We start from the raw sequence: 25,287 nt of genomic DNA on the forward strand, positions 1-25,287 counted from the left end.
CTTGACGGGATAACACATTCAAAAAATGCCTTTTCCCTGCCGCTTACATAGTGGTATAGAAAGCTCGTGCCGGTATCATGCAAATCCAAGGGTTTCATTGTACCGGCACTCTTTTTTTTGGCGCCCCGGATGACCACGCCATCACCGGGGCCCCGCCGTGGATACAAGGAGTGATGCAAAGGGCCGGTACAAGGTCCTTGCAGACGTTGAACCCTGCCCGCTACGGCAGGGATATGTGTGAACCACCAGGAAGGTTACTAAGAAGATGCTGGAGAACTTTTTCAAGCTCAAAGAGAACGGAACCGATGTCAGGACGGAAGTGATCGCAGGCCTGACCACCTTTATGACCATGGCCTACATCCTGGCCGTCAACCCGGACATCATGAGTGCCACCGGCATGGACAAAGGGGCCCTTTTCACCGCCACCGCCCTGTCCGCCCTTGTGGCTACCCTTGTCATGGCGCTGGTGGCCAAGCTCCCCTTTGCCCTGGCCCCCGGCATGGGTTTGAACGCTTTTTTTGCATTCACCGTGGTCCTCAACATGGGCTACTCATGGGAGATGGCCCTCACCGCAGTCTTCATCGAAGGCCTTATCTTTATTGTCCTCACCTTTTTCAACGTGCGTGAGGCCATCATCAACGCCATCCCCATCTCCATCAAAAATGCGGTCTCCGTGGGCATCGGCCTCTTCATCGCCCTCATCGGCCTCAAGGGTGCCGGGGTCATCGTCCGAAGCGACCCCACCCTCGTCACCCTGGGCAACATGGCCGATCACACCGTCTGGGTGGCCTTTATCGGGATCATCGTCTCCGGGACCCTTCTGGCCCTGAACAAAAAAGGGGCTCTTCTGGCCGGCATCGTCGTGGCCACCCTCGTGGGTATCCCCCTTGGCGTCACCAATGTGGAAGGATTAAAGCTCTTCTCCGCGCCCCCCTCCCTTGAACCCATCATGTTCAAGTTCGATTTTTCCAAGCTCTTCACCACCGACATGGCCGTGGTGCTCTTCACCTTCCTCTTCATCGACATGTTCGACACCGTGGGCACCCTGGTGGGCGTCGGCGCCAAAGCCGGCCTGCTGGATGAGAAGGGACGTCTGCCCGGGGCCAAGCAGGCCCTTTTTGCCGACGCCATCGGCACCACCTTCGGCGCCTGCATGGGCACCAGCACTGTGACCACCTACGTTGAAAGCGCCTCGGGCGTGGCAGAAGGCGGTCGCACCGGCCTCACCTCCCTGACCACCGCCGGCCTCTTCTTCGTGGCCCTTTTCATGGCCCCCCTCTTTCTCATGATCCCCGCCGCAGCCACCGCTCCGGCCCTGGTGATGGTGGGCTTTTTCATGCTCTCCCCCATCAAGAACATCGACCTCGACGATGCCACCGAGGCCCTTCCGGCCTTTATCACCTTCCTCATGATGCCGCTGACCTACAGCATCTCCGAGGGCATTGTCTTCGGCATGCTCAGCTACGTGATCTTAAAGGTCCTCTCCGGCAAGGCCAAAACGGTCTCTCCGGTGATGTACATCATCGCGGTCATCTTTGTTCTGAAGTTCTTCATGTAGGGCAAGCCGCATAAAAAACAAAAAAAGGGAGCGCCCGCTGCGGGTCGCTCCCTTTTTTATTTTCCCTATAGCCTTATGATCTATGACCTATAAGCCTATCGCCTGTCTCACTGATTCCCGAATCCGTTCTGGGCGCTGCAGTCCGGGCATTCCCAGGTGATGCCGTTGCAGGACATGCCCCAGACGTTCTCGTCCATGCACTCCTGGCAGATGGTAAAACCACAGCGGCAGCGCCAGGCAAAGGGGAGATCCCCTTTCCCGCAGCAGTGGCAGGACGATTCCTGGGCCTTGAGTTTCTTTTGCTTATATGAGGATATTCTTTTTGAAGTACGAGGCATGATCCACCTTGATACACCGGTTCATGATCACGTCGATGCCGTGATCGGTCAAACGTTCAGCCGCTTCCCTGTTTTCAATGCCGAGCTGCATCCAGAACACCTTGCACCCGACGGCGATGGCCTCATCCACGTGGTGAATAACGTCTTCGCTTTTTCGAAACACATTCACGATGTCCACGGGACCCGGCACCAGATCAAGGGTTTTATAGGCCTTTTCCCCCAGGATCTCTTTCTGGGCGGGACGCACGGGGATGATGACGTACCCGTTTTGCTGCATGTACCTGGACACATCGTGGGAATCCCGCTCGGGCTTGGGGGAGAGCCCCACCACCGCGATGGTTTTCGCCTGCTCCAGCACCTTTTTGATCTGCCGGTCCGAGACCAGGATCTCGCCTTTTTTCTCTGCCATGGTTCACCTCCGGGTGTTTGCCGTTTGGCCCTTTTCATGGTAGGTATACGCCATTGCGGCGGCTTTTCCGCGCAATGCTCTCATCGACCCATAAACCAAAACAATCCGACACGTAAACAGTGACACCGTGTCCTTTAAGGGTTGTCCCGATATTTAAAGACCCAAAGGGGCATCACCACCCGGCTCACCGGCCGTATGATCCCATCACGATGTTCGGTGCAGAAGGTAATGCAACGAAAGGCCCCTGTCAACAGGCCTCGCCCCATCAACCCCGGAGCCATCCACCCATGACAGACAAGAAAAAAATCTACCTCATCGACGGCAGTGCCTACATATATCGAAGCTTCCACGCCCTTCCCCCCTTGACCAACGCCGAAGGGCTCCCCACCAATGCGGTGCTGGGCTTTACCAACATCATCGTCAAGATGATGAACGATTTTGCCCCCACCCACGCTGTGATCTGCTTTGACGCCAAGGGCCCCACCTTCCGCCACGAGATGTACGAAGCGTACAAGGCCAACCGCCCCCCCATGCCCGACGACTTAAGGGCGCAGATCCCCTTTGTCCACAAGGTGGCCGAGGCCTACCGCATCCCCACCATGGAAAAGCAGGGACTCGAAGCCGACGACGTCATCGGCACCCTGGCCAAAAAAGCGGAGTCCCAGGGCTTTGAAGTGGTCATCGTCACCGGGGACAAGGACTTCATGCAGCTCGTCACCGAGACCTGCGTCATCTCCGATCCGGCCCGGGACGTCTACCTGGACCGGGACGCGGTCAAGGAGAAACTCGGGGTCTGGCCCGAGCAGGTGACCGACATCATGGCCCTCACCGGCGACACCTCGGACAACGTCCCCGGGGTCCCGGGCATCGGCAAAAAAACCGCCCCGGACCTCATCAACCAGTTCGGCTCCCTGGACGGCCTCTACGAGCAGGTGGAGACCATTACCAAGAAAAAGCAGAAAGAGAACCTCATCACCAACAAAGACCTGGCCTTCATCAGCCGGGACCTGGTCACCATCAAAACCGATGCCGACCTTCCCTTTGACGAAGAGGCCCTGGTGGTACCCGAGCCCGACGGCGAGACCCTCCTTGAACTCTTCAAGGAGCTGGGTTTTAAAAAATACATCAAGATGTTCAGCGCGCCGCAGAAAAAGGTGGCAAAAAAGTACCACGCCGTACTCACCGACGAGGCCCTGGCCGAACTGGCAGGCAAAATAAAAGCCGCACCCCTGGTGGCCGTGGACACCGAGACCACGGACCTGTCCCCCATGCGGGCCGAGGTGGTGGGCATCTCCGTGGCCATGGAGCCCCACGAGGCGTACTACATCCCCTTCGGCCACACCGGCCTGGAGTCCGACAAACAGCTCTCCAAAGAGGCCGTCTTTTCCGTGATGAAACCCATCCTGGAAGACCCGGACATCTCCAAGTGCGGCCAGAACATCAAGTACGACCTCCTGGTCCTCAAGGGCGCGGGCATTGAACTTGCCGGCATCGCCTTCGACACCATGATCGCTTCCTATCTCTTAAACCCCACACGGCGCTCCCACGGCCTCGACGAACTGGCCTTGGAGCTCTTCGACCATCAGAACATTAAATTCGAAGAGGTGGCGGGCAAAGGCAAGAACCAGCTCCTCTTCTCCGAGGTTCCCCTCTCCCAGGCCGTGCCCTACGCCGCCGAAGACGCAGACATCACCCTGATGATTGCCGAAGAGTTTAAAAAGGAACTTGAGGCGAAAAACCTCACCGAGCTGTTCGACACCATGGAGATGCCCCTGATGCATGTCCTGGCCGAGATGGAGCACACCGGCGTGGCCGTCAACGAAGAAGCCCTGGTCACCATCTCCAAGACCTTTGAAACCGAGATGAACACCATCGAGGCGACCATCTACCAACTCGCAGGGGAAGAGTTCAACATCAACTCCTCCCAGCAACTCGGCGCCATTCTCTTTGAAAAACTCGAACTGCCCGTCCAGAAGAAGACCAAAAAGAAGACCGGCTATTCCACCGACGTGGAGGTCTTAACCGCCCTGGCCGCCAAGCACGACCTTCCGGCCCAGGTCATCCGCTACCGGACCCTGGCAAAGCTCAAGAGCACCTACGCCGACGCCCTGGTGGGCCTGATCCACCCGACCACCCACCGGATCCACACCTCCTACAACCAGACCGTGGCCGTCACCGGGCGCCTGAGCAGCTCCAACCCCAACCTCCAGAACATCCCCGTCCGAAGCGATGAGGGCCGCATGATCCGCGGCGCCTTTGTCCCGGCCCAAGGGAAAAAGCTCATCGCCGCCGACTACTCCCAGATCGAGCTGCGCCTTCTGGCCCACTGCTCCGGGGACCCCATTCTCATCGAGTCCTTCAACTCCGGCGAAGACATCCACAAGCGCACCGCAGCAGAAATGTTCGACTGCGACCTCCTTTTTGTCACCGGGGAGATGCGCCGCCAGGCCAAGGCCGTGAACTTCGGCATCATGTACGGCATGAGCCCCTATGGCCTCTCCAAAGAGCTGGCCATCACCCAGAAGATGGCCAAGAGCTTCATCGAAAACTACTTTGCCCGCTACAGCGGCGTAAAAACCTTTATCGAGACCTGCATCGCAGAGGCCCAGGAGACCAAAACCACCAGCACCCTTCTGGGGCGCATCCGGCCCCTGCCCGAGATCACCAGCGCCAACCGCAACGTCAAGCAGTTCGCCGAACGCTCCGCCGTCAACACCCCCATCCAGGGCACCGCCGCCGACCTCATCAAGCTGGCCATGCTCCGTTGCAGCGAGATCATCAAAGAGAAAAATCTTGCCACACGCATGATCATGAGCGTCCACGATGAAATCGTCTTTGAAGCCCCGGAATCGGAAGTCAGTGAGGTGAAGGGCCTCATGCAGCAGGCCATGGAAAATGTCTGGGAGCTTGCCGTGCCCCTGTCCGTCAATATCGAAGTGGGGGACAACTGGAACGAGGCGCACTAAAAGGACAGGTTATAGGCCATAGGTCATAAAAAAACGCCTCCGGCGGCGAGGTGAGCCACCTCGAAAGCTGATTGCCGTTGCGCTTTGCCCCTCGTTCCTCGGGACAAAGCGCAACGGCCTTCGGGTCGGACTCCGTCCGACATATACGTTGAGGGGAGCCTGGGAACAAAAGATAAGAATGAAATGGGTATCTCCAGCAAAAACGGTTGCCACATGTCACACGTCACGCGAATGCCCCGAGAACGCCTGCATAATGACGGCCTCCATGCATTCGCCATAGGGTTTCAAGGTGCCCCCACCTTGCCGCCGGAGGCATGCTTTCGGCTTTTCCAGTGTCGTTGTTCACCCTTCAAGCAGAAAATAGCTCTCATTCACAAAAGGCTGCACCCATGATGCGTCGTTTTGCCAACCTCTTTCTGATCCTTTTCCTTGCCGACGGGGCGATTTCGGTTCTGGACGAACTCTTTACGGCGGTAAGCGGGATGCACCTGCTCATCCAGCCCAGGGACTTCCTGGCCTTTTTGGTGCTGTTCCTTTCCGGGCCTGTTTTTGTGGCCATGGGCCTGGACCGACGGCTTCCCAAGAGGGTCTTTCTGCCCATGGCAGGCTATGCCCTGTGGGGCGGTCTCCTGTTCTGGCCCATGCCCCTGTACATCCCGAAGGGGGCCTTCGGACTGATCATGGCGTTGGGGCAATTGGGCATCGGCCTTGCGGGGATTTGGGCCATCCGAAAGCAGTCTGACCACGCCTTTCTCCTGAGCCCGTCCATGATCCAGGGCCCCTGGTTCAGCCTGAAAAACACGTTGGCCTGCATGTCGGCCGGCATTCTCATCATCCCCGTCCTCCTGTGCCTCATGGGGTTCTCTGCTTTTTCCAGCTATGTCGAGGCCAAAACCAACGGGTTCATGCGCATCACCACTACCGGCCTGTACATGAACGAGAAGACCTACGGCAAAGACGGCAAAACCCTGCGTCTGATCCCCATGATCCACATCGGGCGAACGGCCTATTACCGTGAAATCGGTACATCCATGACCAACGGCAGGACCCTGATCCTGGCCGAAGGGGTCTCCGACGAAAAAGGGCTCCTTAAAACGCAGTTCTCCTACGACAACATGGGGGAACTCCTCGGCCTGGACTCCCAATCCCGGATGCAGCTCAACGCCACCTACGTCTCCACGGATTTCGAACCCCTGGACCCGTCGGACGCAGGAGCCGGAAAACCCCATATCGTCTCCGCCGACATCGACCTCTCCGAGGTCTCCCCCGCCACCGTGGCCTTCATCAACACCCTTGCAACGGCCTTATCAGAGACCGACTCCCCTGCTGAAGCATGGAGACAGTACACCACCTGGATCGACTCCCAGGTAAACGATGAGAACGCCCTTTCCGACATTACCTACGACATCTTCACCCGGCGAAACGAGGCTGCCGTCGCCATGATGACCAAGGCCCTCCCCCGTTACGACACCCTCATCGTCCCCTGGGGCGCCCTCCACATGGCCTTCATCGAAAAGAAAGCCCAACGACTGGGATTCATCCTGCTTACGGAAAACCAGCGGTTGAGCGTGAGTTTCCGGGAGGCTTTGGAGCACCTCAGGCAGGTACAAGAGACAACGCCTCCGGCGGCAAGGTGAGCCACCTTGAAAGCTGGTTGCCGCTACGCTTTAACCCTCGTCCCCCGGGTCAAATCACGGCGGCATTCTTATAGGATTCATCCATTTCTATTTTTTGGGTGAGCCCTACCCTGAACAAAACACACCTCCGGTGGGTCGCGTTTTAGAAAAGCCCCGCACCCCATGTGGACCAGTTTATTTAGAGTTCTCTCCCACGCCAGGAGAATCCACATTCATTTCCTGTTGAATAGTCCGGATCATTGTCATATTCCTAATTCTTGAGAGTTCAATGTGTAGAATGAACAGCGACGCCCCCGGCAGTCTCCATCAGAGAACGGGAGAAGGGGGTGAAACAATGAGCCCAGAAAAAGAAGTGATTCAATGAATTCATGTGAAACCACCCCCCTGTCCGATCCCTTTGTCAGTCAAAAAACGCACGCACCATACGCCCCCGGCGCATTGGACGGCTTGACTTTTGCCCTGAAGGACAACATCGATGTGGCCCGTGAGGTCACGGGCTACGGAAGCCCGGGCTGGAAAGATGCCCACGCCGCCGAGCCTGTTGCCCATGCCATCTGCATGGAGCAGCTCCTGGGTGCAGGGGCGACGTTTAAAGGAAAAACCATCTCCGATGAGCTGGCCTACAGCCTTTTGGGGGTCAACGCCTTTTACGGCACGCCGGCAAACCCCAAGGCCCCGGACAGGATTCCCGGGGGATCCTCCAGCGGATCTGCGTCGGCGGTGGCGGGGAAACAGGTGGACTTTGCCCTCGGCACGGACACGGGTGGTTCGGTGCGGGTTCCGGCGGCCAATTGCGGCATCTGGGGTTACAGGCCGTCCCACGGGGCCATCTCCGTGTCCGGGGTGCTGCCCCTGGCGCCCTCCTACGACACCGTGGGGATCATGGCACGAACCGGAGAGGTCCTGGAAAAGGTGATGGGAGTTCTCCTGGCAGAAGAGGGGCAGGGTCCCACAGCCCCTCCGACGGTCTGCTTTGTGGATGATGTGTTTCAACTGGCAGGCGGGCAGATGGCAGAGGCCCTGGCACCGTTTCAAAGAAAAATCGCCGAGATGTGTCGCACACAGACCGCAACACTCTCGGAGATCACAGCGTCCCATGTCAACTGGCGCTGGCTCTTTGAAAACCTGGGGTACCTGCTCTCCATCGAGATCTGGAACAGCTTCGGAGCCTGGGTAACCCATGATAAGCCGAGGCTGAGTCCCGGGGCGGCGGCCGGTCTTCACGGGTATGCCGAGGCCTCGGATCGCAAGGATATCCAGTGCCGCCTCACGTTTCGAAAAACCTTCCAGCGCCAACTGAATGATTTCCTGAGTGGCGGGAATATCCTCTGTTTTCCCACAACGGTGGACCCCGCCCCCCGGCTGGACGAGATCACACCGGCTTTTTACGAAGGGGACTACGTCCCGCGTTCCATGGGCGTAAACGCCATCTCAAGCCTGTCACGCGCGCCCCAGATCACCATGCCGGTGGCAGACATCCAGGGCGTCCCCGTGGGGCTCTCTTTCATGGCGGGATACGGACAGGACACCACCCTCATGGGCATATGCAACCTCCTGTACAGCCGGTGCGGCGGTCACTGACACAACGGACGTACCAAATGCGGCCGTTCCCCTTCAGCCGTCCATACGCCAAACCAGAAAGCGGCCCGTTACGGGCCGCTTTCTGTCTATATACCATCTAACGGTTCAGACCACCGTTGCCTCCGGCTACAGGGAGAGCCATCTTGAAAACTGGCTGCCGCTGCGTTTTAAAGGAGCGCTACAGGCTGCTGGGGGTCTTGAGCTTTTCCATAACCTTATCGATGGTGAAGCTCCCCGCTTCCTGACGGGGAGGAAAGTCTTTAAACGTCGCCAGGAACGTTTCCACATAGGCTTGGGCGGGAATCAGGAGAAAGGCATGATCCATCCACCAGTCCCAATAGGTGTTCGAGGTGATGGACGCCCGCTCATAGGGATCCGTCCTGAGGTTGTAGAGCCACGGAATACGCGTGTGCACCAGGGGCTCACCCCACACGAGCATGGTTCCCGGAGCACGTTGCTGGGCAAAGACCACCTTCCAGTTGTCGTACCGCAGAGCCTGCAGATCCCCATCATCTGAAAAATAAAAGAACTCTTCCCGCGGGCCTTTCTCTTCCTTGCCCGTCAGGTACGGCAGAAAATTGTAGCCGTCCAGGTGCACGCGATATTTCTTTTTGCTGGCCTTGTAGCCTTTCTTCAACTTCTCTTTGATGTCGGGAACGCCCGCTGCGGCAAGGAGCGTCGGCATCCAGTCCATGTGGGACATAATCTCGTTGGACACCGAGTCCGCTTCGATTTTTCCGGGCCACCGCACCATGGCAGGTACCCGGTACGCCCCTTCCCAGTTGGCGTTTTTTTCCCCCCGAAAAGGCGACATGGCCGAATCGGGCCAGGTGTTCATATGGGTCCCGTTGTCCGTGCTGTACAAGACAAGTGTGTTGTCTGCGATACCCAGCTCATCAAGCTTGTCGAGGACCGTGCCGACATTTTTGTCGTGATCGATCATGGCATCATGGTACGGGCTCTGCCATCGGCCGGACTGGCCCACACTTTCAGGTTTTACGTGGGTGCGAAAGTGCATGTGGGTGAAGTTGACCCAGACAAAAAAAGGCGTCCCTGCTTTGTGCTGTTTTTCGATGAATCGGGCTGACCGATCGGCAACATCGTCATCGATGGTCTCCATGCGTTTTGTTGTGAGGGGCCCCGTATCCTCGATGGACTGTTTCCCATTGGGCAGGGCAAGGCAATAAAGTACACCCCTGGGACCGTATTTCTTGATGAACTCCGGATCTTTGGGGTAGTCAGGCAGTTCGGGTTCCTCCGATGCATTGAGGTGATACAGGGAGCCGTAAAATTCATCGAACCCGTGGAGGGTGGGCAAGTGCTCGTCTTTATCACCCAGGTGGTTCTTTCCGAACTGCCCGGTGGCATACCCCTGGGCTTTCAAAAGCCTTGCAATGGTGGGGTCCTCTTTGTTCATGCCGAGGTCGGCGCCAGGCATCCCCACTTTGCTCAGGCCGCTTCGAAAAACACTCTGCCCCATGATAAAGGCTGCACGCCCGGCGGTGCATGTCTGCTCAGCGTAATAATCGGTGAAGAGCATCCCCTCTTTGGCGATGGAATCGATGTTGGGCGTCCGGTAGCCCATGAGGCCTTTGGTGTATGCGCTGATGTTGCTCTGCCCGATATCGTCCCCCCAGATAATGACGATGTTGGGTTTTTGCGCCTCTTCCGCATAGGCCGGCAGCCGAAACGCAGCCAAAGCAATCACAACCATCACGGTGACCAGTGTACCTGTCCTCATGTTTCCGCGTAAGCTGAGCTTCATTGTATCGTCCTCCTTGGTTGGATTATCGGTCCTTCAATGGGTGAGTGATACGTGTCCATGAAACCGGCACATGGCACAGGCCACGTGTTACGCCTTTGGGCGAGGATGCTTCACGTCTGGGGCTATGCCACCCGGTTGACAATCTGAGCGATCTTCTCCTCACTGATGGCGTAAAACTGGTAGGCCATGTCTTTTTTTACGGTCTCCATGATTTGTTTCTTTTGGTTGTCATCAAGGGCCCGGGCTGAAAAAGTGGTATCCGCCCCGATTCGATCCTGAAAACTTTTCAGAAATGCCACCACCGACGCAAGGGTCTGCCCATCATCGGCACCGGGCATCACCCCCAAGGCCGACGCCAGCTTGCCGATTTTCGGCTGATAGAACTCGGGTAAGGCGTCGATGACAACGGGCATCAGAACCGTGTTGGCGTCTCCATGGGGGATATGACCGACGGCTCCGAAGGCGTGGGCGCAATTGTGGATGGGGATTCCCCCAAGGGAAGAGTAGAAGGCTGAAATGGCCATGGTACTGGCCTGCAGCAGGGCAGCACGGGCCGCTGTGTCCCCGGGCGCCTCCAGTGCCCTGGGCAGGTTATCGATAATAAGGCGGGTCGCCTGCATGGCATAGGCGTCCGTGAAGCTATTGCTCAGAGGCGAGGCAAGGGCTTCCACGGCATGGGTCAGGGCGTCAAAGGCCGTGGAGCGGGTAAGCCCCTTGGGAAGCCCCGTTGTCATGCAAGGATCCAGAATCGCGATGTCCGCCTCAAGCCCGGAAACCACAAGGCTTGCCTTCACGTTTTCCTCTTCGTTAAAAAAGACGGCAATGGGGGAGGCTTCCGCACCGGTACCGGCTGTTGTGGGGACGGCGATGTGGGGGATGGCAAACCCCTGAGAGTCCGGCCAGACCTCCAGCCTGCCACCGCCTGCGATATCCCCTCGAATATCGGAGAGCCCTCTGTCCAGGGCGTACTTGACCCCTTTGGAGGCGTCGATGACGCTTCCGCCCCCCACGGCAAGGATGGCATCGGCCCCGCAGCTTCTCATGTAAGCCGTGGCGTCATTGATGTTCTGGCAGGCCGCATCGGGTTCAATGGAGGTAAAAATCCCGGCAAGGGAGACATCCTTCTGGCGGTTGAATATGCCGACAAAGGTATCCACAACCCCAACGGCCTCAAGGCCCTTGTCGGAAAAGAGGACAACGCGCTTTGCCCCCATGCCCAGAAACAGTGATGGCACATTTTCAATGCCGTTTTCCCTGGCGTGGACGATGGTTTTCATCTGGTAATCAAAAGAGTGAGACTGCATGGTTTTCATTCCTGTTGTTTCTAAATACCCTTCATGATGCTGCATGTGCCATGGAGGGTTCATGTTTTCATTGGCCCGGAGGCCGGGTGGCTGGCTGACACGGAGCCTGCAAAATGGCTCATGGTGTCGGCCTTCTATCGCAACATGGCCTCCAATACGGCCTTTTTGAACGCATTGTCGTCCTTTGCGAAAAGATGCTTGATGTTGTGTTTTGTGCCCGACGTCATCACGGTCTTTGAGTGGGACAGGGTCAAAAAGCCCTCAAACCCGTGGTAGTTTCCCATGCCGGATTCGCCGACACCGCCAAAGGGGGCATCGTCCACCGCAAGGTGAAACACGCTGTCGTTGATGCACATGCCACCTGAATGGACGGTGGTCTTGACCTGCTGCTGGAGGTCCTCGTCAAAGGTCATCAGGTAAAGGGCCAGGGGGCGTGGGTTGCCCTGGATATAGGCCATGGCCTCCTGGACATCCCCATAGGGAATCAGGGGAAGCAATGGACCGAAAATCTCTTCGGTCATGACCTCAGAATCCTTTGCCGGGTCCACAATCATGTGGGTGACCAATCGATTTTTTGCGTTGTCCCTGCTGTTTCCATGGCAGGGTTCGATGCGGGTCTGTTTTTCTGTCTCGCCGTTTAAAAGCCCTTCGATGCGATTGAACTGACGCGTGTTGGCCATGGAGGTGAGGTTTTCAGAATCCACCCCGTCCGGGAAAAGATCCCCGTACTGCTTTTTGTATTCGGCAATAAACGATTCCACCCTGCCCTCGGGCAGGAACACATAATCCGGTGCCACGCACACCTGGCCGTTGTTGAGGCTTTTCCCGTAAATAATCCGTTCCACCGCCATCTCCATGGAGACATCGTCGGCCACGATGACCGGCGATTTTCCCCCGAGTTCAAGGGTTACCGGAGTCAGGTTGGCGGCTGCGGCACGCATGACATGGCGCCCCACCGTGGTCGATCCGGTAAAGAGGATGTGGTCAAAGGGCAGTGCCGTAAAGGCCGCCGAAACCTCTGCTTCCCCCTCAAACACGTTGACATAGGCTTCATCAAACACCGACTGGAGCATCTCTCCGAGGACCTTGTTTGTATGGGGGGTGAATTCACTCATTTTGAGCATCGCGCGGTTTCCCGCGGCGATGGCTGAAATAAGCGGCCCGATGGAGAGCATGACGGGAAAATTCCACGGGACAACAATGCCCACAACCCCTAAGGGCTGGTAGATCACCTCCACGGATGCCGTTGAAAGAAGGGGCCCGGAGTCTCTTTTGGAGGGCTCCATCCACTCATGAAGGTGGCCAACGGTATGATTTATGTTGGCGATGCAGGGCGCAATATCGGCAATCAGCGTATCGATCTCACTACGCTTGCCATAGTCATCACTCATGGCTGAGCTGATCTTTCCCGTGTACTCGATGAGGGCGGTTTTCAAGTTCTTGAGCATACCGATCCGCGTATTGAGGCTTGGCATGGGGCTGCTTGCAAATGCACGCTTCATGGTGGCCAGAGAGGTCTCCATTTTGTTCATCTCTTGTTGAGTGTCCATGGTCGTTAAAGTTCCTTATGTTTGGGGGTATCTTTTCCTGAGTGACATGCCGTCAAGCATAGGTTGATGGGGAGCTGAGAATGCGGGGTGACCAAAGAGGAGAGATTGTGGGCTACGCTTGCTTTTTATCTAATTATATAGAATTACTGAACAATAACAAGCAACCCACCGTATCTTTCTGTCAATGGGTAGGCCCTGCTTTCCTGTTCAATCGCTTCTCGTCCCTGGGTATTCGTCACTTTTTCATCCAGCAACTCAGTCTGGAAAATGGATTTCCCCTGACGAACCAGCCCCTGCCTGTGATCCCCACAGGGAACCCCAGTCGACATTCGGGCCAAAGGATACCGAAATGATTGCCATTCATGTAGACCCTATTATTGCATTTTAAAATTGCAAAATTTACAATCGGAACAAAGGTCTGCCGGGTTCCTGTACGGCCGCACCGGTGCGCCGATTTTTTAAAAACCGGGACGCACGGACACTGTTCTCTGTACGCTTAAGGGAGGGAGCACATGGAATCAACGGAACGGATTTTTCTACGGGTGGTGGAGGCCGGCAGTTTCAAAGCCGCGGCAGAGCAGCTGGGTACCGACCCGTCAGCGGTGAGCCGCAAGGTCATGGCCCTGGAAGAGCGCCTGGGTGTCAAACTTTTGCAGCGCTCTCCCCGCCGCTCCACGCCCACGGAGACCGGCCTCCTCTACTACGAAGGCATGCGCAGGCTTACAGATGAACAATCCGCCCTGGAGGCAAGGGTCTCCAGCGTGGCCGATACGGCCCAGGGCCTCCTTCGGGTGAGCGCTCCCCTGGAGTTTGGCCTGGCCTTTGTGGTCCCGGTCCTGAAAGACATGGTGACACAGTACCCGGAGCTCAGGGTGGAGCTTCGCTTCAACAGCGGATACGCCGAAGCCCCAACCTCCCATTTTGATGTGGAGATTCACGTGGGGGACCTTCCAGATTCCAACCTCATGTGCAAAAAACTTGCGGACATGCCCATGATCCTCGTTGCGTCCAGGGGCTACCTTGAAACCCACCCGCCCCCCCAAACCGCCCAGGATCTCAAACACCATGATTTTCTGCTTTTTTCAAAACAGCAGCGGGAGCTCCCCCTGGAGTTGCACCGCCAGGGCAAGCGGGAACGGGTCCACGTCACGGACGGAAAATTCACGGTGAACAGCCTCACTGCGGTTCGGGATCTTGTGGTGGAGGGATTCGGCATCGGCCTGGCCCCCATGTGGCCCTACCGGAAACTTCTCGAAACCGGTGAGGTGGTGAGACTGCTGGAAGGGTACCAGCTGTCCCCATATCCCTGGTACGCCCTCTATCCGGGGGCAGCCTTTGTTCCTGCCAAGACGCGTCGATTCCTTAACCTTCTGGGCCAGATCGAATTTGAATTCGACTATCGGTGAGAAAAAGCGTAAAGGCTCGGACAGCTCATAATTATCCACGTAACTGCCGTACTGATAAGCACCTGTGTGGATTGTTTCTACCAGAGCGTCAACCATTCACCTTGCCTGGGGCGGGATGTTGATATAAACGGTATCTTGGACCCGGTGTTGATCTGTCATCAGGAAAGAAATTGTCTTATGCATGAAAAAATCTTTGATATTGACTCGTTGCAAAAAGAGGCAAAGGGCGGAAACCGACTCGACTACCTCTTCTTCTGGGGGCATCACCCGAGAAAGGACGGCCGCACAGGCAAGCAGTGCTTCAGCCAGTGGTGGCAGGCCCCCTTTGACCTGGACGGTATTCGCTATACGTCGGCGGAAGTCTACATGATGGCGGAAAAAGCGCGGCTATTCAATGACGAGACCATGCGGCGCAAGATCATCGAGTGCGCACACCCCCGGGAAGCAAAAAAATGGGGCCGCAGCATAAAAAACTTCCATGAAGCCGAGTGGAACCGGCATCGTTTAGACATTGTGGTGCGCGGAAACAAAGCAAAATTCGAGCAGAATGAAGCATTGAAAACATATCTTCTGGGCACAGGGGATCACATTCTGGTGGAGGCAAGCCCGATGGATACCATCTGGGGAATCGGCCTGGTCGAAGAAGCCCCCCTCTGCAGGGACCCGAAGAACTGGAAAGGCCTTAACCTGCTGGGCTTCGCCCTCATGAGCGTAAGATCGATCCTGGGCCAATCGTGACCCTCCGCTCTGCAAAAGAGCCTGCGGCACCCCCAGGGTGAAGGCGGGCTTTGATCAGGTTTATCCAAAAACGACTTGCCAAAGGGTAAAGCAATACACGGTGAACCCCGTAACACCACACGAGATATCCTGCCCAAATCCTGCCAAGAAAAATCCGCAATCCCTTTCCTGACATCAAAATACGGAATCACGCCGACGTCTCTTATCAGCACAGTATGGTTGCCTCATCAGCCACACTGTGCTACTTTTTTTTCCTTACTTTTCAGTTCCTCGGGAGGAACGCCTGTGGCGGATACCCCCCCAACGTCCCAATGGAGAAATTCCCATGACATTCAAAGACATCGGCATCAAGTGGAAAATCACAGCCATCACCACCCTGGGCCCTTTGGCCATCGCCATTATTCTCGGCGTTTTAAGGGTATCCGACATCCGAAACAGCGCTGTGGACGGAATGGTGCAGAAAAGCCGCGCCATCGTCTTGATGGCTGAGGCCGCCCGAAACGAAATGGCCCACAAACTCACCCAGGGGATCATCGTTCCCTTCGACCAAATCCCCAAAGCCAAACTGATTGAGGCCGTGCCGGTCGTCACCGCCATCGACATGGTGAAGCTAAACGCTGACTCCACGGGGTACACCTTCAAGGTGCCGAAAATCTCCCCCCGAAACAGGGCCAACGAGGCCAATGCCTTTGAAAAAGAGATTTTAGACGAAATCAAGACCAAAGGGCTCACGGAAAAAATCGTTATCTCAGACGATGAAATCCGCTACTTCCGCCCCATCAAGCTCACGGCCGATTGCATGGTCTGCCATGGGTTCCCCCGGGGAACCAAAGACCCCCTGGGCGGCACCAAGGAGGGATGGAAAGCCGGAGAGATCCACGGAGCCTTCGAACTCACCATGTCCCTGGGCGAGACCAACCGCCAGATCCTGGCGGCAAAGCTGAACGTCGCGCTTCTCACCTTCGGCGCCCTGGCCCTGATCCTTCTCATCTCCTGGTTCATCGTCCGAAAGAGCCTGCTGGCCCCCCTTACCGCCACCGGCCGGTTCATCAAACAGATTGAAGAGGGCAACCTCTCCGGTGTCGTCCAGGTAAAAAGCAACGATGAGATGGGCCGCATGATGCGGCGCCTCAATGCCATGGTGGCCCGCCTGAAGTCCATGATGGAAAACATCGGGGGCGAAGGAACCCGGCTGCTGGAGGCGTCCACACAACTGGAAGGGATCTCCGGCACCCTCTCCAAAAGCTCCGACAACACCGCCGACCGGTCCCGGACCGTGGCAGCGGCATCCGAAGAGATGAGCACCAACATGAACTCGGTTGCCGCGGCCGTGGAAGAGACGGCCACCAACGTCAGCCTCGTGGCCGACGCCGCCGAACAGATGACCGCCACCATCAACGAGATTGCCGAAAGCACCGAAACCGCCCGGCACATTACCGGAGAGGCGGTGGACGAAGCCACACGGGCCTCTGAAAAGGTCGGGGAACTCGGGTCTGCTGCCAGTGAGATCGGAAAGATCACCGATGTCATCACGGACATTTCCGAGCAGACCACGCTCCTGGCCTTGAACGCCACCATTGAGGCGGCCCGGGCAGGGGAATCCGGCAAAGGCTTTGCCGTGGTGGCCAACGAAATCAAGGAACTGGCCCGGCAAACCTTCGACGCCATCGAGGAGATCAAGGGAAAGACCCAGGCCATCCAGAGCTCTACGGACTCCACCATCTCCCAGATCCATCAGGTCTCCAACGTGGTGGGAGAGGTCAACAACATCGTCAGCACCATCGCGGCCGCCATCGAAGAGCAGACAGCCACCACCCGGGAGATCGCCGACAATGTCTCCCAGGCATCCAGGGGCACCCTGGAGGTGACGGAAAACGTGGCCCAGGCCTCCACCGTGGCCACGGAGATTGCACGGGACATCGCCGACGTCAACATGGAAGCCAACGCCATCTCCACCCAGAGCTCGGAGGTGAGCCACAACTCCCAGCGCTTAAAGGAGATGGCCGCAAAACTCCAGGATCTGGTCAGCGCCTTCAAGCTGTAGACGTAGCGGGTCGGTTCGAAAAAGCCTCCGGCGGCCCTGCCGGGGGCCAAACGTTTGCCAATTAGATACTTTGGGTTTGACAAACAGGTCTTAAGAAAGCCTTTCCAGGCTCCGCCGACATAGTGTCAACTTTTCGTGCATTGGGACATTTTTTTGCGGAGCTTTTTTTCAAAAAAGCGACCCGCCGGAGTTATTCCGGTTAAAGTCAAGCGAATTGCAAATGCCCTTCATCGTGATTCCAGAAGAATGAAATAGGCCTCTTCAGCATAAGCGGTTGCCCCATGTCATACATCACGCGAATGCCTTGTGAGCATTCGTATAACAGCGACCTCCATGCATTCGCCATAGGGTTTCAAGGTGCCCCCACCTTGCCGCCGGAGGCAAGCTGAATAGTTACCGAAAAGCTTAACCACTAAGTTTTATAACAAAAAAGCCCCCGACATTCCTGTCGGGGGCTTTTTTGTTTTGACATGAGGGGAAAATTGGCCTGACTATGGGTTGGCTTGACGGATACGGGCTGTCTTTTCGTGATAGGTCTTGATCATGTCCGCCTCGAACGCCTCGTTGGAGGCGTAGCTGCGCCCGAACACCGGTTCCCAGAGGTCGATGTGCTCCATGCACATGTAAAAGAAGACGGACTCTCTCCAGGACTGAGGAAAGGCCTGGTACACCGTTGAAAAGAGGTCTTCTTTGATGGACAGGGGGTAACTCAGTTTCCCGGCGCACTCCTCCGTGGGCATCTGAAGGATGGAGCTGTCGGGCATGCGTTCCCGGATGCGCTTTAACACCGGCTTGATAAAGGTCAGGGTCCCCAGAGAGACCATGACGATCTCTTCGGGCCGGAACATCTCCGTCAGACGGGACACCAGAGCCAGGTAATCCTCCCGCCAGCCCTCGTACCAGACCATGGGGTGAAAGTGAAACCCCACCGGGAGTCCCTTGTCGGCCAGTTTCCGGGCGCTGGCAAGGCGTGTCTCCAGGGAAGCGGTCCCCTTCTCCTCATGGTGAATCACCGTGGGCGTGTTAAGGGACCAGGTAAACACCATGTTGGCCGGAGGCCGGTTCTCAAGGAAATAATCGACCCTGCCGCTCTTGGATTTCATCTCAAGGATCACGTTGGGGTGGGCCGAGGCAAACCGGCACAGGGAGTCCAGGAGCCCGAAGCGGTTGCCCCACATCAGGGAGTCCGAGGACTGCCCGGTGCCGATGTGGTAAGGCTTGTCCTTGTCCAGCTCCAGGGTATCCAGATGGGCCACAAGGTCCCGGATAAAACGCACCTGATTTCCGTGGTAAAAGGATTGAATGGAGCAGTAGCTGCAATCAAAGCCGCACTGCTGAACCGCATCCAGGGTTGTCAGGTTGCAGCAGCGGGTCTTCTCAGAGGCCACGGGGCACCGCCCCATGATGTTGCCCCGAAGCTGGACCTCCACCATCTGCTCCGCCGGAAATTTGCGTTCCGCAGCCGAAAACCCCTCGGCTCCCGCATACTGCTTTTGCCCGTTTTTTAACGCTTCGTACCCATCCCGAAACTGCTGAAACACCTTTGCCGCCGCCTGCTTCCCCTTTGCCTTGCCCACCGCCTCCGGGCGATGAAACTGCTCCAGGGACCCGGCACGCCAGCAGATCAGGTCCGCGCTGTATTCGGTCAGCATCTTGAGCTGTTGAAAAGAAAGGGCATAGGTCTCGGACATGTCGAGCAGCCACTGCTGCTGTGCCTCGGGAAGCTTATGGAAAAGGGCCGTCTGTGAAAGTTTCGTTGGTGTCATGGCGTCGTTATACCGGAAAAAAGGGGTTCCCGCCAGTGCCCAGTCGCTCGGTGTCCATCGCCTCCCGTGGCGCCGCCACCACCCCGTACCGATTCAGCGCATAAGAACATGTAAAAATGCCTCCGGCGGCCCTGCCGGGGGCCAAACTTTTAAAAAGTTTGGCAAACAGGTTTTAATAGAATCAGGCCAACCTGAATCAAAGACGGATGCGATTTGGCCCGAGGGACGAGGGGCAGCGGGCCTACCACCTCACCGTCTATCTCCCCGAAAAGGACGAGGCCATGATTCCCGAAGAGAACCGCCATGCCTATACGGATGAAATCAAATAAATCCCTGGACCCGACATATGAAACCCGGGGCCTTGACGCGGCCATGCTCTCCCAGGAAGTTTCTGCCTCCTCCGAGCTGGAGCTCACGGCCCGCACCGATGAGGATCACCGCCATGTGGACAGCCAGGTGCGCCTCACCCATTACCGAAACGGCTGGGACCTTGCCTTCCTGTACACCCGTTACACGGATACCCGGGATGGGACGTATCCCTCTCCCTGAATATCCCGGCCGGGGCCGAAGACGCCTCACCGGGTCGCACGGGCACCAGCGGTTTCGTGCGGGTGCGCTACAGCTTTTAGGCACAGTCCATTGATTTATAGCCACATCTCCCCTATGGTTGCATCGATTGCAAAAAGCCGCCTGAGGCCATCAGCAGAGTCTTTTTTTAACCGCCAGCCCCGGTTGGCGCCTACCATGCCAAGGACATCACCCATGCGATTTTTCGATGCCCCACTGTTTCAAAACATCAGTTCGCACACCCCGGAGCCCGCGGTACTGGGCATCGGGGGCAGCCCCAGGGCCAAAGGGAACTCGGACCTCCTGCTGACAGAGGTCCTTAAAGGAGCGAGCCGCCAGGGCTCGGAGACCCGGAAAGTTCACCTGCGGGATGTGCAGTTCGACCCCTGTATCGGCTGCGAGCGGTGCCGGAAAGACCGCATCTGCACCGGCAAGAGGGACGGGATGTCCCTTCTCTACCCGGACATCATCGCCTCCAAGGGGCTGGTGCTGATCTCCCCCACCCACAACTACAACATCACGGCATGGATGAAGGCCTTCATCGACCGCCTCTACTGCTTCTACAATTTCACCGCTGAACGGCCCGGCCCCTGGTCCAGCCAGCTGGGGGACCAGGGCAGAAAAGCCGTGATTGTGGCCATTTGCGAGCAGGAGACAAAAAAAGACATGGGCTTTACCATGGAGGCCATGGGCCTTCCCCTCAAGGCCCTGGGCTACGACATCGTGGGAGAGCTGCCCGTTCTCAACGTCTTCGGCAGGGGCGACATCAAGAAAAAAGAAGACACCCTGGCCCAGGCCTTTGAGCTTGGCGCGTCCCTTGCCCGGTCCATTGCCTGAGACTATCCCGGATATGCCACAAGAAAACGATGTCTCCAAAACAAGAAACCGGATAGTTAAGCACAGCAACGCGAATTGGAGGAGGGGTCTCGTGGGTATACCCACAGAGACTTTTTTCCCCTGTACGGCCCGAGCCCGGTATGGATTCAGGCGAACCACCCCGACCCTTTCGGCAGTTAAAAAACAGGGCTGAAGGTCCTTCAGCGGGACACACTCGTCCATCAAGGCAAGGGGACCTCACATCACCGCAGCGCACACTCCCGTTGCGATCAAAATTACCCCGGAGACATACTTGACCAAGGTACCGGAGCGGAACCGTCCTGAGCCCTTGAGCCTTTTCAGGTGCATTGCCATGGCCATGTAGATGAGAAGGTTCACGGCAGCCAGACACAAAAAAGTCAGGCCCATGGTCAGAAACTGAAAGGATGCCGCTTTTTCTCCGGAGATGAATTGGGGCATGAATGATGAGTAAAAAATCATCCCTTTCGGATGCAGGGTGTTCAGTAAAAATGCATTAAAAAAGAGAGATCGTGAGCTCTCGCGACTCTCATTTACCCCCTCATGCTCAGTTTTTTCCGCCGCAGTGGTGTGCCTTAAACGCGTCTTTACCATAATATCCACGCCGAGATAGACCAGGTACGCGATCCCCAGCCATTTGACTATGGAGAAGGCGACAGCAGATGTGGAAAGGACAAGCCCCACCCCCACCAACGAAAGAGACATACAGACAAGGTCCCCGGCAAGCACCCCGCAGGCAACGGGAAAACTTCTCCGAATCCCCAGATCCGTCACCTTTGCCACCACAAAAACAACCGTGGGTCCCGGCACCACAAGGACCACCGAAGCCGCCACCACAAAAACCACCCATATGTGAAAATCCATCCCACCCGCCTTGTTGTCTTAAGAGTTTTGGGGCAGATACAGCCTTGACGCCTCCGGGCAAAGCAAATGAAAATAACCTACGGCGGCAAGGAGAACCGCTCAACACAGCGCCCCCCTTCGAACAGCCTCGTACTCTTATTCTAGTCAGTCAACAAAAAGTTCAATTACGTCTCATGAAGCCTCTTAAAAAGAAGTATAAGTATCATCGCGACCCCAATTCAATTGTCACTGTCGCCAGCCACAAAAAAAGGGACGGTTCCACGTGAATGGTCCAGAAAAACACAACCGGAAGACCTGCCGGCGCCCATCCCCAAAACCGTCCCACACTTGATTTATCACAAGCAACATGAGATAGTTACAAGCAACCCAACGCCACCGCACGGAGCGCCACACCACCCAACATTCCAGCAAGGAGCCCACCCATGTCGTCGGAAACCGTCGTGTACTTTGCATGGCCTGAGGTCAGCAGCACCCTGTCCATTGCAGCCCTTGTGCTGGCACTGGCCGTCTTTGTCTTCGGGTTGTTCAGCGGCGTGCGGGCAAACAAGGCCCGCATCGTCTTTGCCGTGGTCCTGGCCACGCTCATCGGGTGGCTGACCATGCCCCTGGCCATAAAGGCCGCAGAGGCCATGCACATCCTCAGTACCAAGGCAGGGGTGATGATCCTCGTCACGTCCATGATGGTCTTCGTCACGGTCATTGCCACAAGCATCTATGAAATCATCACCGTGACCTTTCCGGACATCGGCATGGCCTCCAGAAAGTAGCGTCTCCCCCTTTCCCGAAGTCTCCTCTCCATGCTCGTTAATGAAGCACGCCAGCCCCACAGGCTTCCGATCTCTACAGCCCGTCATTTGATCTGCATCGACACGGCACCACCCTGAAATCATGGTTTTCAACTTGAGGCCCAGTGAACCTTGCTATCAAAATTCGCATAACCCCATACGCAACCCTTCAGTAAAAAAAACACAAAAAAAAGGAAAAAGGCATGAACTGGTATATCGAGGTCCTGAAGAAGTATGCTGTCTTCAACGGGCGAGCCCGAAGAAAAGAGTTCTGGATGTTTGCCTTGTTCAACGCCCTGATCACCATTGCCATCGCATTCATCGAGGGAATGTTCGGCAGCCCCGGCTTCCTGAGCGCCCTGTACTGCCTTGCCGTTCTCCTGCCAAGCATCGGGGTCAGCATCCGACGTCTCCACGACATCGGCAAAAGCGGCTGGTGGCTCCTTATCACCCTGGTCCCCCTCATCGGCGCCATTGTCTACCTTGTCTTCCTGATCATGGACAGCAAGGACGAGGGGAACCCGTACGGCCCGAACCCCAAAACGGCTGCGGCCTGATCTGCCCATACTGAGCCGAATAGGTTCCTTCCGAGAAGTCCCTCATTCTGACCTTGCCTGCTTCCTGTCCATAAAATAATAATTTATTGCTTGACGGTAGCGTATACCCGGTATACGTTCACCCCATGACAACACAGAATAAAAATAGCCTGCTTGTTGAATTTATGGTTTTGGTGGAAAAAATCATCAAAGGGGAAAAAGAGCCCCAGCAGTATATCGAGGGGCTCTCCATCTCCCGCAGCGAAATTCACCTGATGGCCCTGATCGCCTCAAGCGAGACGGTGCACATCTCTGAAATCGCGCGTATATTGAATGTCACCAAAGGTGCGATCTCTAAAACCGTCCGGAAACTGGAAAAAAAAGGCCTCGCCGCAAAACATACGGACCCGGCCAACAACTCCCGGATCCTGATCCGCCTGACAGACCAAGGCATAAACGCCAATGCGATGCATGAGAAAATTCACAACGAGATGAATGCCGACTTCATGGCATACTATCAAAGCTTAGACCCGCAGGAAGTCGACACGATCGTCACATTCCTTCGCAAGGCCCAAGGGATGTCGGAAAAACACCTGTAATTATTTTTGCAACTATTCAGCTTTGAAAAGCTGCCTCTGGCGGCAAGGTGGGGGCACCTTGAAAGCCGGTTGCGGATGCGCTTTGCCCCTCGCCTGTCGCGCGTAGCCCATTGACGTTTGTCTAATGGTGACGCATTGACAGGGACGTAGGTGAACTCCTTGGGTCAAATCACATCCGCCTTTCAAACAAACGTCATTCAAGAAGAACGATAAAGACCTGTTTGTCAAACCCGTGTTTATGTGATCCGGCAAACGTTTCGCCCCCGGCAGGGCAGCCGGAGGCATAAGCTGAATGGTCATCTTTTTTCACCCTGAGCGTATACCCAGTATACGGCTGACCGCTACCGATGGACATGCCTTGGCCCGGATATTTCACGAGTCGAGTGCACCCATATTCAAGGCATCAGAGCTGCAGATGTAGTAGTTTACCTCAAAGCTCTGATAACGCAGAAGATGGGTGCACTCGGCTCGCCCGAAGGGTGAGAAAATCGAGCAGAAAACCGTGAATTACATTTTGTATTTTACAAATGTCTTAATTTTTCACAGTAACCACCTGGAATAATGCTTTATTGCTTTGGCTCAATCGTTTTCTCATGAAATATTCGGGTTGGGCCGCAACGGGGTCTCTATCCAGTAAACACCCGAGGTATGTCTATGCTTGTCCGCAGCGTATACCGGGTATACACCCAAGCCGAAAAACAACACACTGGTACCCGGGGAAAAGTTACGGCACGGTGCCGGCGATCCCCTGCTCAACATAGTAACCTATCCATCAAAGAGGAGACATCATGAACATTTTGAACATTTACTTTTCGGCAACAGGAAACACAGAAAAAGTGGCACGCAAAATTGAGGAGGTGGCAATACGGGAAGGCCATACCGTCTCGACCGTCCCCGTCAAAGGAGGTGTTGAGGTGGAATTCCTGGACTATGACTTTATTTTCATGGGCTCCGGTGTATACCACTGGCTACCCGGCAAGCCGTTGATGAAATTGATCGACAAAGCATGCACCGGTTATCGCGCCTCCGGTGCGCTGCCGCGAAATGCCCCCCGCAGGTCGCACATCAAAGCCGTCACCTACTGCACCTACGGCGGCACCCACACGGGGATCAACGAGGCGTATCCCACCACGCAATGGATGGGGCAGTTTTTCGACCACCTCGGCATCGAGGTGATGGGTGCCTGGCACATTGTCGGGGCGTTTCACGGGAACCTTGAGGCGCTGTCGGTGGGCGGGCGAATGGGTGATATTCGAGACCGCCCCAACCAGGCCGACCTCGACAGCCTAACAGAAATGACAACATCGATCCTTAAAAGTCTCGAAGAGGGTGCTCCCGCATAATCCTTGCGAGAGCCATATCGGATGTCCCCGATGGACAGGCTGAACAATCGCCTCTTCATGTGGGGCTCTGAGTCACGATGTTCCCGGCGCCCCCTCCCCTCTCACCGGGCCTGCTGGGAGCATCAATTCACACCATCACGACCATTTTTTTATGCCACCCTTTAAGCAAAAAGGAACCACTGGAGACACACATGAAACACATCACCCTGATAAAACAAACGCTCATCAACGCAGCCCTAATGCTGATTATTCTCTCAACGGTCGTTCCGCCGACATCGGCATCACCCCTTGACCTCCTCTTCGGCCGCGCCGCGGTGCCGGGAAGCGAGCTCCACGCCCTCGGGACCGCCGCAATATCCCAGAACCATGGAGACGCAACCTATTTTACAAACGGAAAAGGTCGCGTCCTTGAGGTACGGGCCAGAACCACAGAAAAGGGTATTCTTCGGGTATCGGTTAACCGAGTCTACATTCCCAGGAATTACAATGGCAGCGCCAAATCAGAAACCATCTACGACCGGCTGAGCCAACTGGCCACCGAAAAAAATGCCATCAGGGCAGGCTCGTATACCATGATTGACGAGACAACCGGCTGGAGAGCCTATCTTTACGGCAAACAAATCACCAAAGCCCTGGACAGCGAATAAGACCTCCCTGGGCCGTGGTGTACACAAAA

At 56.3% G+C, this 25,287-nt stretch carries 22 protein-coding genes; 15 read left to right on the forward strand and 7 right to left on the reverse strand.

Annotation, left to right across the window (positions count from 1 at the left end; all coding sequences use genetic code 11):
• Positions 1-265 precede the first annotated feature (265 nt).
• Entirely contained in the window at positions 266-1,558 is a 1,293-nt protein-coding gene (locus BLQ12_RS11295) for an NCS2 family permease (protein ID WP_092210756.1), read from the forward strand.
• 107 nt (positions 1,559-1,665) lie between these two features.
• On the opposite strand, the gene BLQ12_RS11300 is transcribed toward BLQ12_RS11295, so the two are convergent.
• The gene (locus BLQ12_RS11300) at positions 1,666-1,896 is read right to left on the reverse strand and encodes a hypothetical protein (protein WP_175469669.1); all 231 of its coding nucleotides are present in this window, start codon (positions 1,894-1,896) and stop codon (positions 1,666-1,668) included.
• Entirely contained in the window at positions 1,862-2,305 is a 444-nt protein-coding gene (locus BLQ12_RS11305) for a CoA-binding protein (RefSeq protein WP_092210757.1), read from the reverse strand. The genes BLQ12_RS11300 and BLQ12_RS11305 overlap by 35 nt, the downstream gene beginning before the upstream one ends.
• 287 nt (positions 2,306-2,592) lie before the next feature.
• Between BLQ12_RS11305 and polA the strand changes: the two genes are divergently transcribed.
• From polA to BLQ12_RS11320, 3 genes are all read left to right on the forward strand, one after another.
• On the forward strand, positions 2,593-5,271 hold the full coding sequence (gene polA, locus BLQ12_RS11310; protein WP_092210758.1) for a DNA polymerase I: 2,679 nt from the start codon (positions 2,593-2,595) through the stop codon (positions 5,269-5,271).
• A gap of 389 nt (positions 5,272-5,660) precedes the next feature.
• Complete coding sequence (locus BLQ12_RS11315) at positions 5,661-6,908, forward strand: hypothetical protein (RefSeq protein WP_092210759.1); 1,248 nt, start codon at positions 5,661-5,663, stop codon at positions 6,906-6,908.
• A gap of 360 nt (positions 6,909-7,268) precedes the next feature.
• Entirely contained in the window at positions 7,269-8,489 is a 1,221-nt protein-coding gene (locus BLQ12_RS11320; RefSeq protein WP_092210760.1) for an amidase family protein, read from the forward strand.
• 178 nt (positions 8,490-8,667) lie between these two features.
• Here BLQ12_RS11320 and BLQ12_RS11325 read toward each other — a convergent pair whose 3' ends face one another.
• From BLQ12_RS11325 to BLQ12_RS11335, 3 genes are all read right to left on the reverse strand, one after another.
• A complete protein-coding gene (locus BLQ12_RS11325) occupies positions 8,668-10,254 on the reverse strand; it encodes an arylsulfatase (RefSeq protein WP_092210761.1) in 1,587 nt (528 codons plus the stop codon).
• 122 nt (positions 10,255-10,376) lie between these two features.
• The gene (locus BLQ12_RS11330) at positions 10,377-11,558 is read right to left on the reverse strand and encodes an iron-containing alcohol dehydrogenase (protein ID WP_092210762.1); all 1,182 of its coding nucleotides are present in this window, start codon (positions 11,556-11,558) and stop codon (positions 10,377-10,379) included.
• 134 nt (positions 11,559-11,692) lie between these two features.
• A complete protein-coding gene (locus BLQ12_RS11335; RefSeq protein WP_092210763.1) occupies positions 11,693-13,108 on the reverse strand; it encodes a coniferyl aldehyde dehydrogenase in 1,416 nt (471 codons plus the stop codon).
• Between the two features lie 512 nt (positions 13,109-13,620).
• Here BLQ12_RS11335 and BLQ12_RS11340 point away from each other — a divergent pair.
• The 3 genes from BLQ12_RS11340 to BLQ12_RS11350 all read left to right on the forward strand — a co-directional run bounded on the left by BLQ12_RS11340 (position 13,621) and on the right by BLQ12_RS11350 (position 17,296).
• Positions 13,621-14,514 (forward strand): LysR family transcriptional regulator, encoded by an 894-nt coding sequence (locus tag BLQ12_RS11340; RefSeq protein ID WP_092210764.1) that lies wholly within the window; start codon positions 13,621-13,623, stop codon positions 14,512-14,514.
• A 177-nt stretch (positions 14,515-14,691) separates the two neighbouring features.
• Positions 14,692-15,252, forward strand: coding sequence for a riboflavin biosynthesis intermediates N-glycosidase (gene ybiA / locus BLQ12_RS11345; RefSeq protein WP_092210765.1), 561 nt, complete (start codon positions 14,692-14,694; stop codon positions 15,250-15,252).
• 325 nt (positions 15,253-15,577) lie between these two features.
• On the forward strand, positions 15,578-17,296 hold the full coding sequence (locus tag BLQ12_RS11350; RefSeq protein WP_092210766.1) for a methyl-accepting chemotaxis protein: 1,719 nt from the start codon (positions 15,578-15,580) through the stop codon (positions 17,294-17,296).
• A gap of 491 nt (positions 17,297-17,787) precedes the next feature.
• On the opposite strand, the gene BLQ12_RS11355 is transcribed toward BLQ12_RS11350, so the two are convergent.
• Complete coding sequence (locus tag BLQ12_RS11355) at positions 17,788-19,062, reverse strand: SPL family radical SAM protein (protein ID WP_092210767.1); 1,275 nt, start codon at positions 19,060-19,062, stop codon at positions 17,788-17,790.
• A gap of 206 nt (positions 19,063-19,268) precedes the next feature.
• On the opposite strand from BLQ12_RS11355, the gene BLQ12_RS28200 reads away from it, so the two are divergent.
• The 3 genes from BLQ12_RS28200 to BLQ12_RS11365 all read left to right on the forward strand — a co-directional run bounded on the left by BLQ12_RS28200 (position 19,269) and on the right by BLQ12_RS11365 (position 20,466).
• Complete coding sequence (locus BLQ12_RS28200; RefSeq protein ID WP_302846773.1) at positions 19,269-19,391, forward strand: hypothetical protein; 123 nt, start codon at positions 19,269-19,271, stop codon at positions 19,389-19,391.
• A complete protein-coding gene (locus BLQ12_RS11360; protein WP_139163948.1) occupies positions 19,366-19,611 on the forward strand; it encodes a hypothetical protein in 246 nt (81 codons plus the stop codon). Before BLQ12_RS28200 ends, BLQ12_RS11360 begins: the two co-directional genes overlap by 26 nt.
• Before the next feature lie 213 nt (positions 19,612-19,824).
• Positions 19,825-20,466 (forward strand): flavodoxin family protein, encoded by a 642-nt coding sequence (locus BLQ12_RS11365; protein ID WP_092210769.1) that lies wholly within the window; start codon positions 19,825-19,827, stop codon positions 20,464-20,466.
• Positions 20,467-20,703: 237 nt separating this feature from the next.
• Here the strand turns inward: BLQ12_RS11365 and BLQ12_RS11370 are convergent, their stop codons facing one another.
• Complete coding sequence (locus tag BLQ12_RS11370) at positions 20,704-21,348, reverse strand: LysE family translocator (RefSeq protein ID WP_092210770.1); 645 nt, start codon at positions 21,346-21,348, stop codon at positions 20,704-20,706.
• A gap of 422 nt (positions 21,349-21,770) precedes the next feature.
• Between BLQ12_RS11370 and BLQ12_RS11375 the strand changes: the two genes are divergently transcribed.
• The 5 genes from BLQ12_RS11375 (at position 21,771) to BLQ12_RS11395 (ending at position 25,258) form a co-directional block, all read left to right on the forward strand.
• Positions 21,771-22,115 (forward strand): hypothetical protein, encoded by a 345-nt coding sequence (locus tag BLQ12_RS11375; RefSeq protein ID WP_092210771.1) that lies wholly within the window; start codon positions 21,771-21,773, stop codon positions 22,113-22,115.
• A 221-nt stretch (positions 22,116-22,336) separates the two neighbouring features.
• Positions 22,337-22,690: a DUF805 domain-containing protein gene (locus tag BLQ12_RS11380; RefSeq protein ID WP_092210772.1), complete on the forward strand. Its 354-nt coding sequence runs from the start codon at positions 22,337-22,339 to the stop codon at positions 22,688-22,690.
• Positions 22,691-22,815: 125 nt separating this feature from the next.
• Entirely contained in the window at positions 22,816-23,268 is a 453-nt protein-coding gene (locus tag BLQ12_RS11385) for a MarR family winged helix-turn-helix transcriptional regulator (protein WP_092210773.1), read from the forward strand.
• Between the two features lie 788 nt (positions 23,269-24,056).
• On the forward strand, positions 24,057-24,611 hold the full coding sequence (locus tag BLQ12_RS11390; protein WP_092210774.1) for a flavodoxin family protein: 555 nt from the start codon (positions 24,057-24,059) through the stop codon (positions 24,609-24,611).
• Positions 24,612-24,802: 191 nt separating this feature from the next.
• On the forward strand, positions 24,803-25,258 hold the full coding sequence (locus tag BLQ12_RS11395; RefSeq protein ID WP_092210775.1) for a hypothetical protein: 456 nt from the start codon (positions 24,803-24,805) through the stop codon (positions 25,256-25,258).
• Positions 25,259-25,287 lie beyond the last annotated feature (29 nt).

It is taken from the genome of Desulfoluna spongiiphila (genome assembly GCF_900101345.1).
Classification (GTDB): Bacteria; Desulfobacterota; Desulfobacteria; order Desulfobacterales; family Desulfolunaceae; genus Desulfoluna; species Desulfoluna spongiiphila.

What these genes read in the sequence shown, in the direction of transcription:
- BLQ12_RS11355 (WP_092210767.1), bottom strand. Translation starts at nt 19,062, where the DNA reads ATGACACCAACGAAACTTTCACAGACGGCCCTTTTCCATAAGCTTCCC.
- BLQ12_RS11305 (WP_092210757.1), bottom strand. Translation starts at nt 2,305, where the DNA reads ATGGCAGAGAAAAAAGGCGAGATCCTGGTCTCGGACCGGCAGATCAAA.
- BLQ12_RS11370 (WP_092210770.1), bottom strand. Translation starts at nt 21,348, where the DNA reads ATGGATTTTCACATATGGGTGGTTTTTGTGGTGGCGGCTTCGGTGGTC.
- BLQ12_RS11335 (WP_092210763.1), bottom strand. Translation starts at nt 13,108, where the DNA reads ATGGACACTCAACAAGAGATGAACAAAATGGAGACCTCTCTGGCCACC.
- BLQ12_RS11395 (WP_092210775.1), top strand. Translation starts at nt 24,803, where the DNA reads ATGAAACACATCACCCTGATAAAACAAACGCTCATCAACGCAGCCCTA.
- BLQ12_RS28200 (WP_302846773.1), top strand. Translation starts at nt 19,269, where the DNA reads ATGCGATTTGGCCCGAGGGACGAGGGGCAGCGGGCCTACCACCTCACC.
- BLQ12_RS11325 (WP_092210761.1), bottom strand. Translation starts at nt 10,254, where the DNA reads ATGAAGCTCAGCTTACGCGGAAACATGAGGACAGGTACACTGGTCACC.
- BLQ12_RS11295 (WP_092210756.1), top strand. Translation starts at nt 266, where the DNA reads ATGCTGGAGAACTTTTTCAAGCTCAAAGAGAACGGAACCGATGTCAGG.
- BLQ12_RS11300 (WP_175469669.1), bottom strand. Translation starts at nt 1,896, where the DNA reads ATGCCTCGTACTTCAAAAAGAATATCCTCATATAAGCAAAAGAAACTC.
- polA (WP_092210758.1), top strand. Translation starts at nt 2,593, where the DNA reads ATGACAGACAAGAAAAAAATCTACCTCATCGACGGCAGTGCCTACATA.
- BLQ12_RS11320 (WP_092210760.1), top strand. Translation starts at nt 7,269, where the DNA reads ATGAATTCATGTGAAACCACCCCCCTGTCCGATCCCTTTGTCAGTCAA.
- BLQ12_RS11390 (WP_092210774.1), top strand. Translation starts at nt 24,057, where the DNA reads ATGAACATTTTGAACATTTACTTTTCGGCAACAGGAAACACAGAAAAA.
- BLQ12_RS11365 (WP_092210769.1), top strand. Translation starts at nt 19,825, where the DNA reads ATGCGATTTTTCGATGCCCCACTGTTTCAAAACATCAGTTCGCACACC.
- ybiA (WP_092210765.1), top strand. Translation starts at nt 14,692, where the DNA reads ATGCATGAAAAAATCTTTGATATTGACTCGTTGCAAAAAGAGGCAAAG.
- BLQ12_RS11340 (WP_092210764.1), top strand. Translation starts at nt 13,621, where the DNA reads ATGGAATCAACGGAACGGATTTTTCTACGGGTGGTGGAGGCCGGCAGT.
- BLQ12_RS11330 (WP_092210762.1), bottom strand. Translation starts at nt 11,558, where the DNA reads ATGCAGTCTCACTCTTTTGATTACCAGATGAAAACCATCGTCCACGCC.
- BLQ12_RS11360 (WP_139163948.1), top strand. Translation starts at nt 19,366, where the DNA reads ATGCCTATACGGATGAAATCAAATAAATCCCTGGACCCGACATATGAA.
- BLQ12_RS11385 (WP_092210773.1), top strand. Translation starts at nt 22,816, where the DNA reads ATGACAACACAGAATAAAAATAGCCTGCTTGTTGAATTTATGGTTTTG.
- BLQ12_RS11350 (WP_092210766.1), top strand. Translation starts at nt 15,578, where the DNA reads ATGACATTCAAAGACATCGGCATCAAGTGGAAAATCACAGCCATCACC.
- BLQ12_RS11380 (WP_092210772.1), top strand. Translation starts at nt 22,337, where the DNA reads ATGAACTGGTATATCGAGGTCCTGAAGAAGTATGCTGTCTTCAACGGG.
- BLQ12_RS11315 (WP_092210759.1), top strand. Translation starts at nt 5,661, where the DNA reads ATGATGCGTCGTTTTGCCAACCTCTTTCTGATCCTTTTCCTTGCCGAC.
- BLQ12_RS11375 (WP_092210771.1), top strand. Translation starts at nt 21,771, where the DNA reads ATGTCGTCGGAAACCGTCGTGTACTTTGCATGGCCTGAGGTCAGCAGC.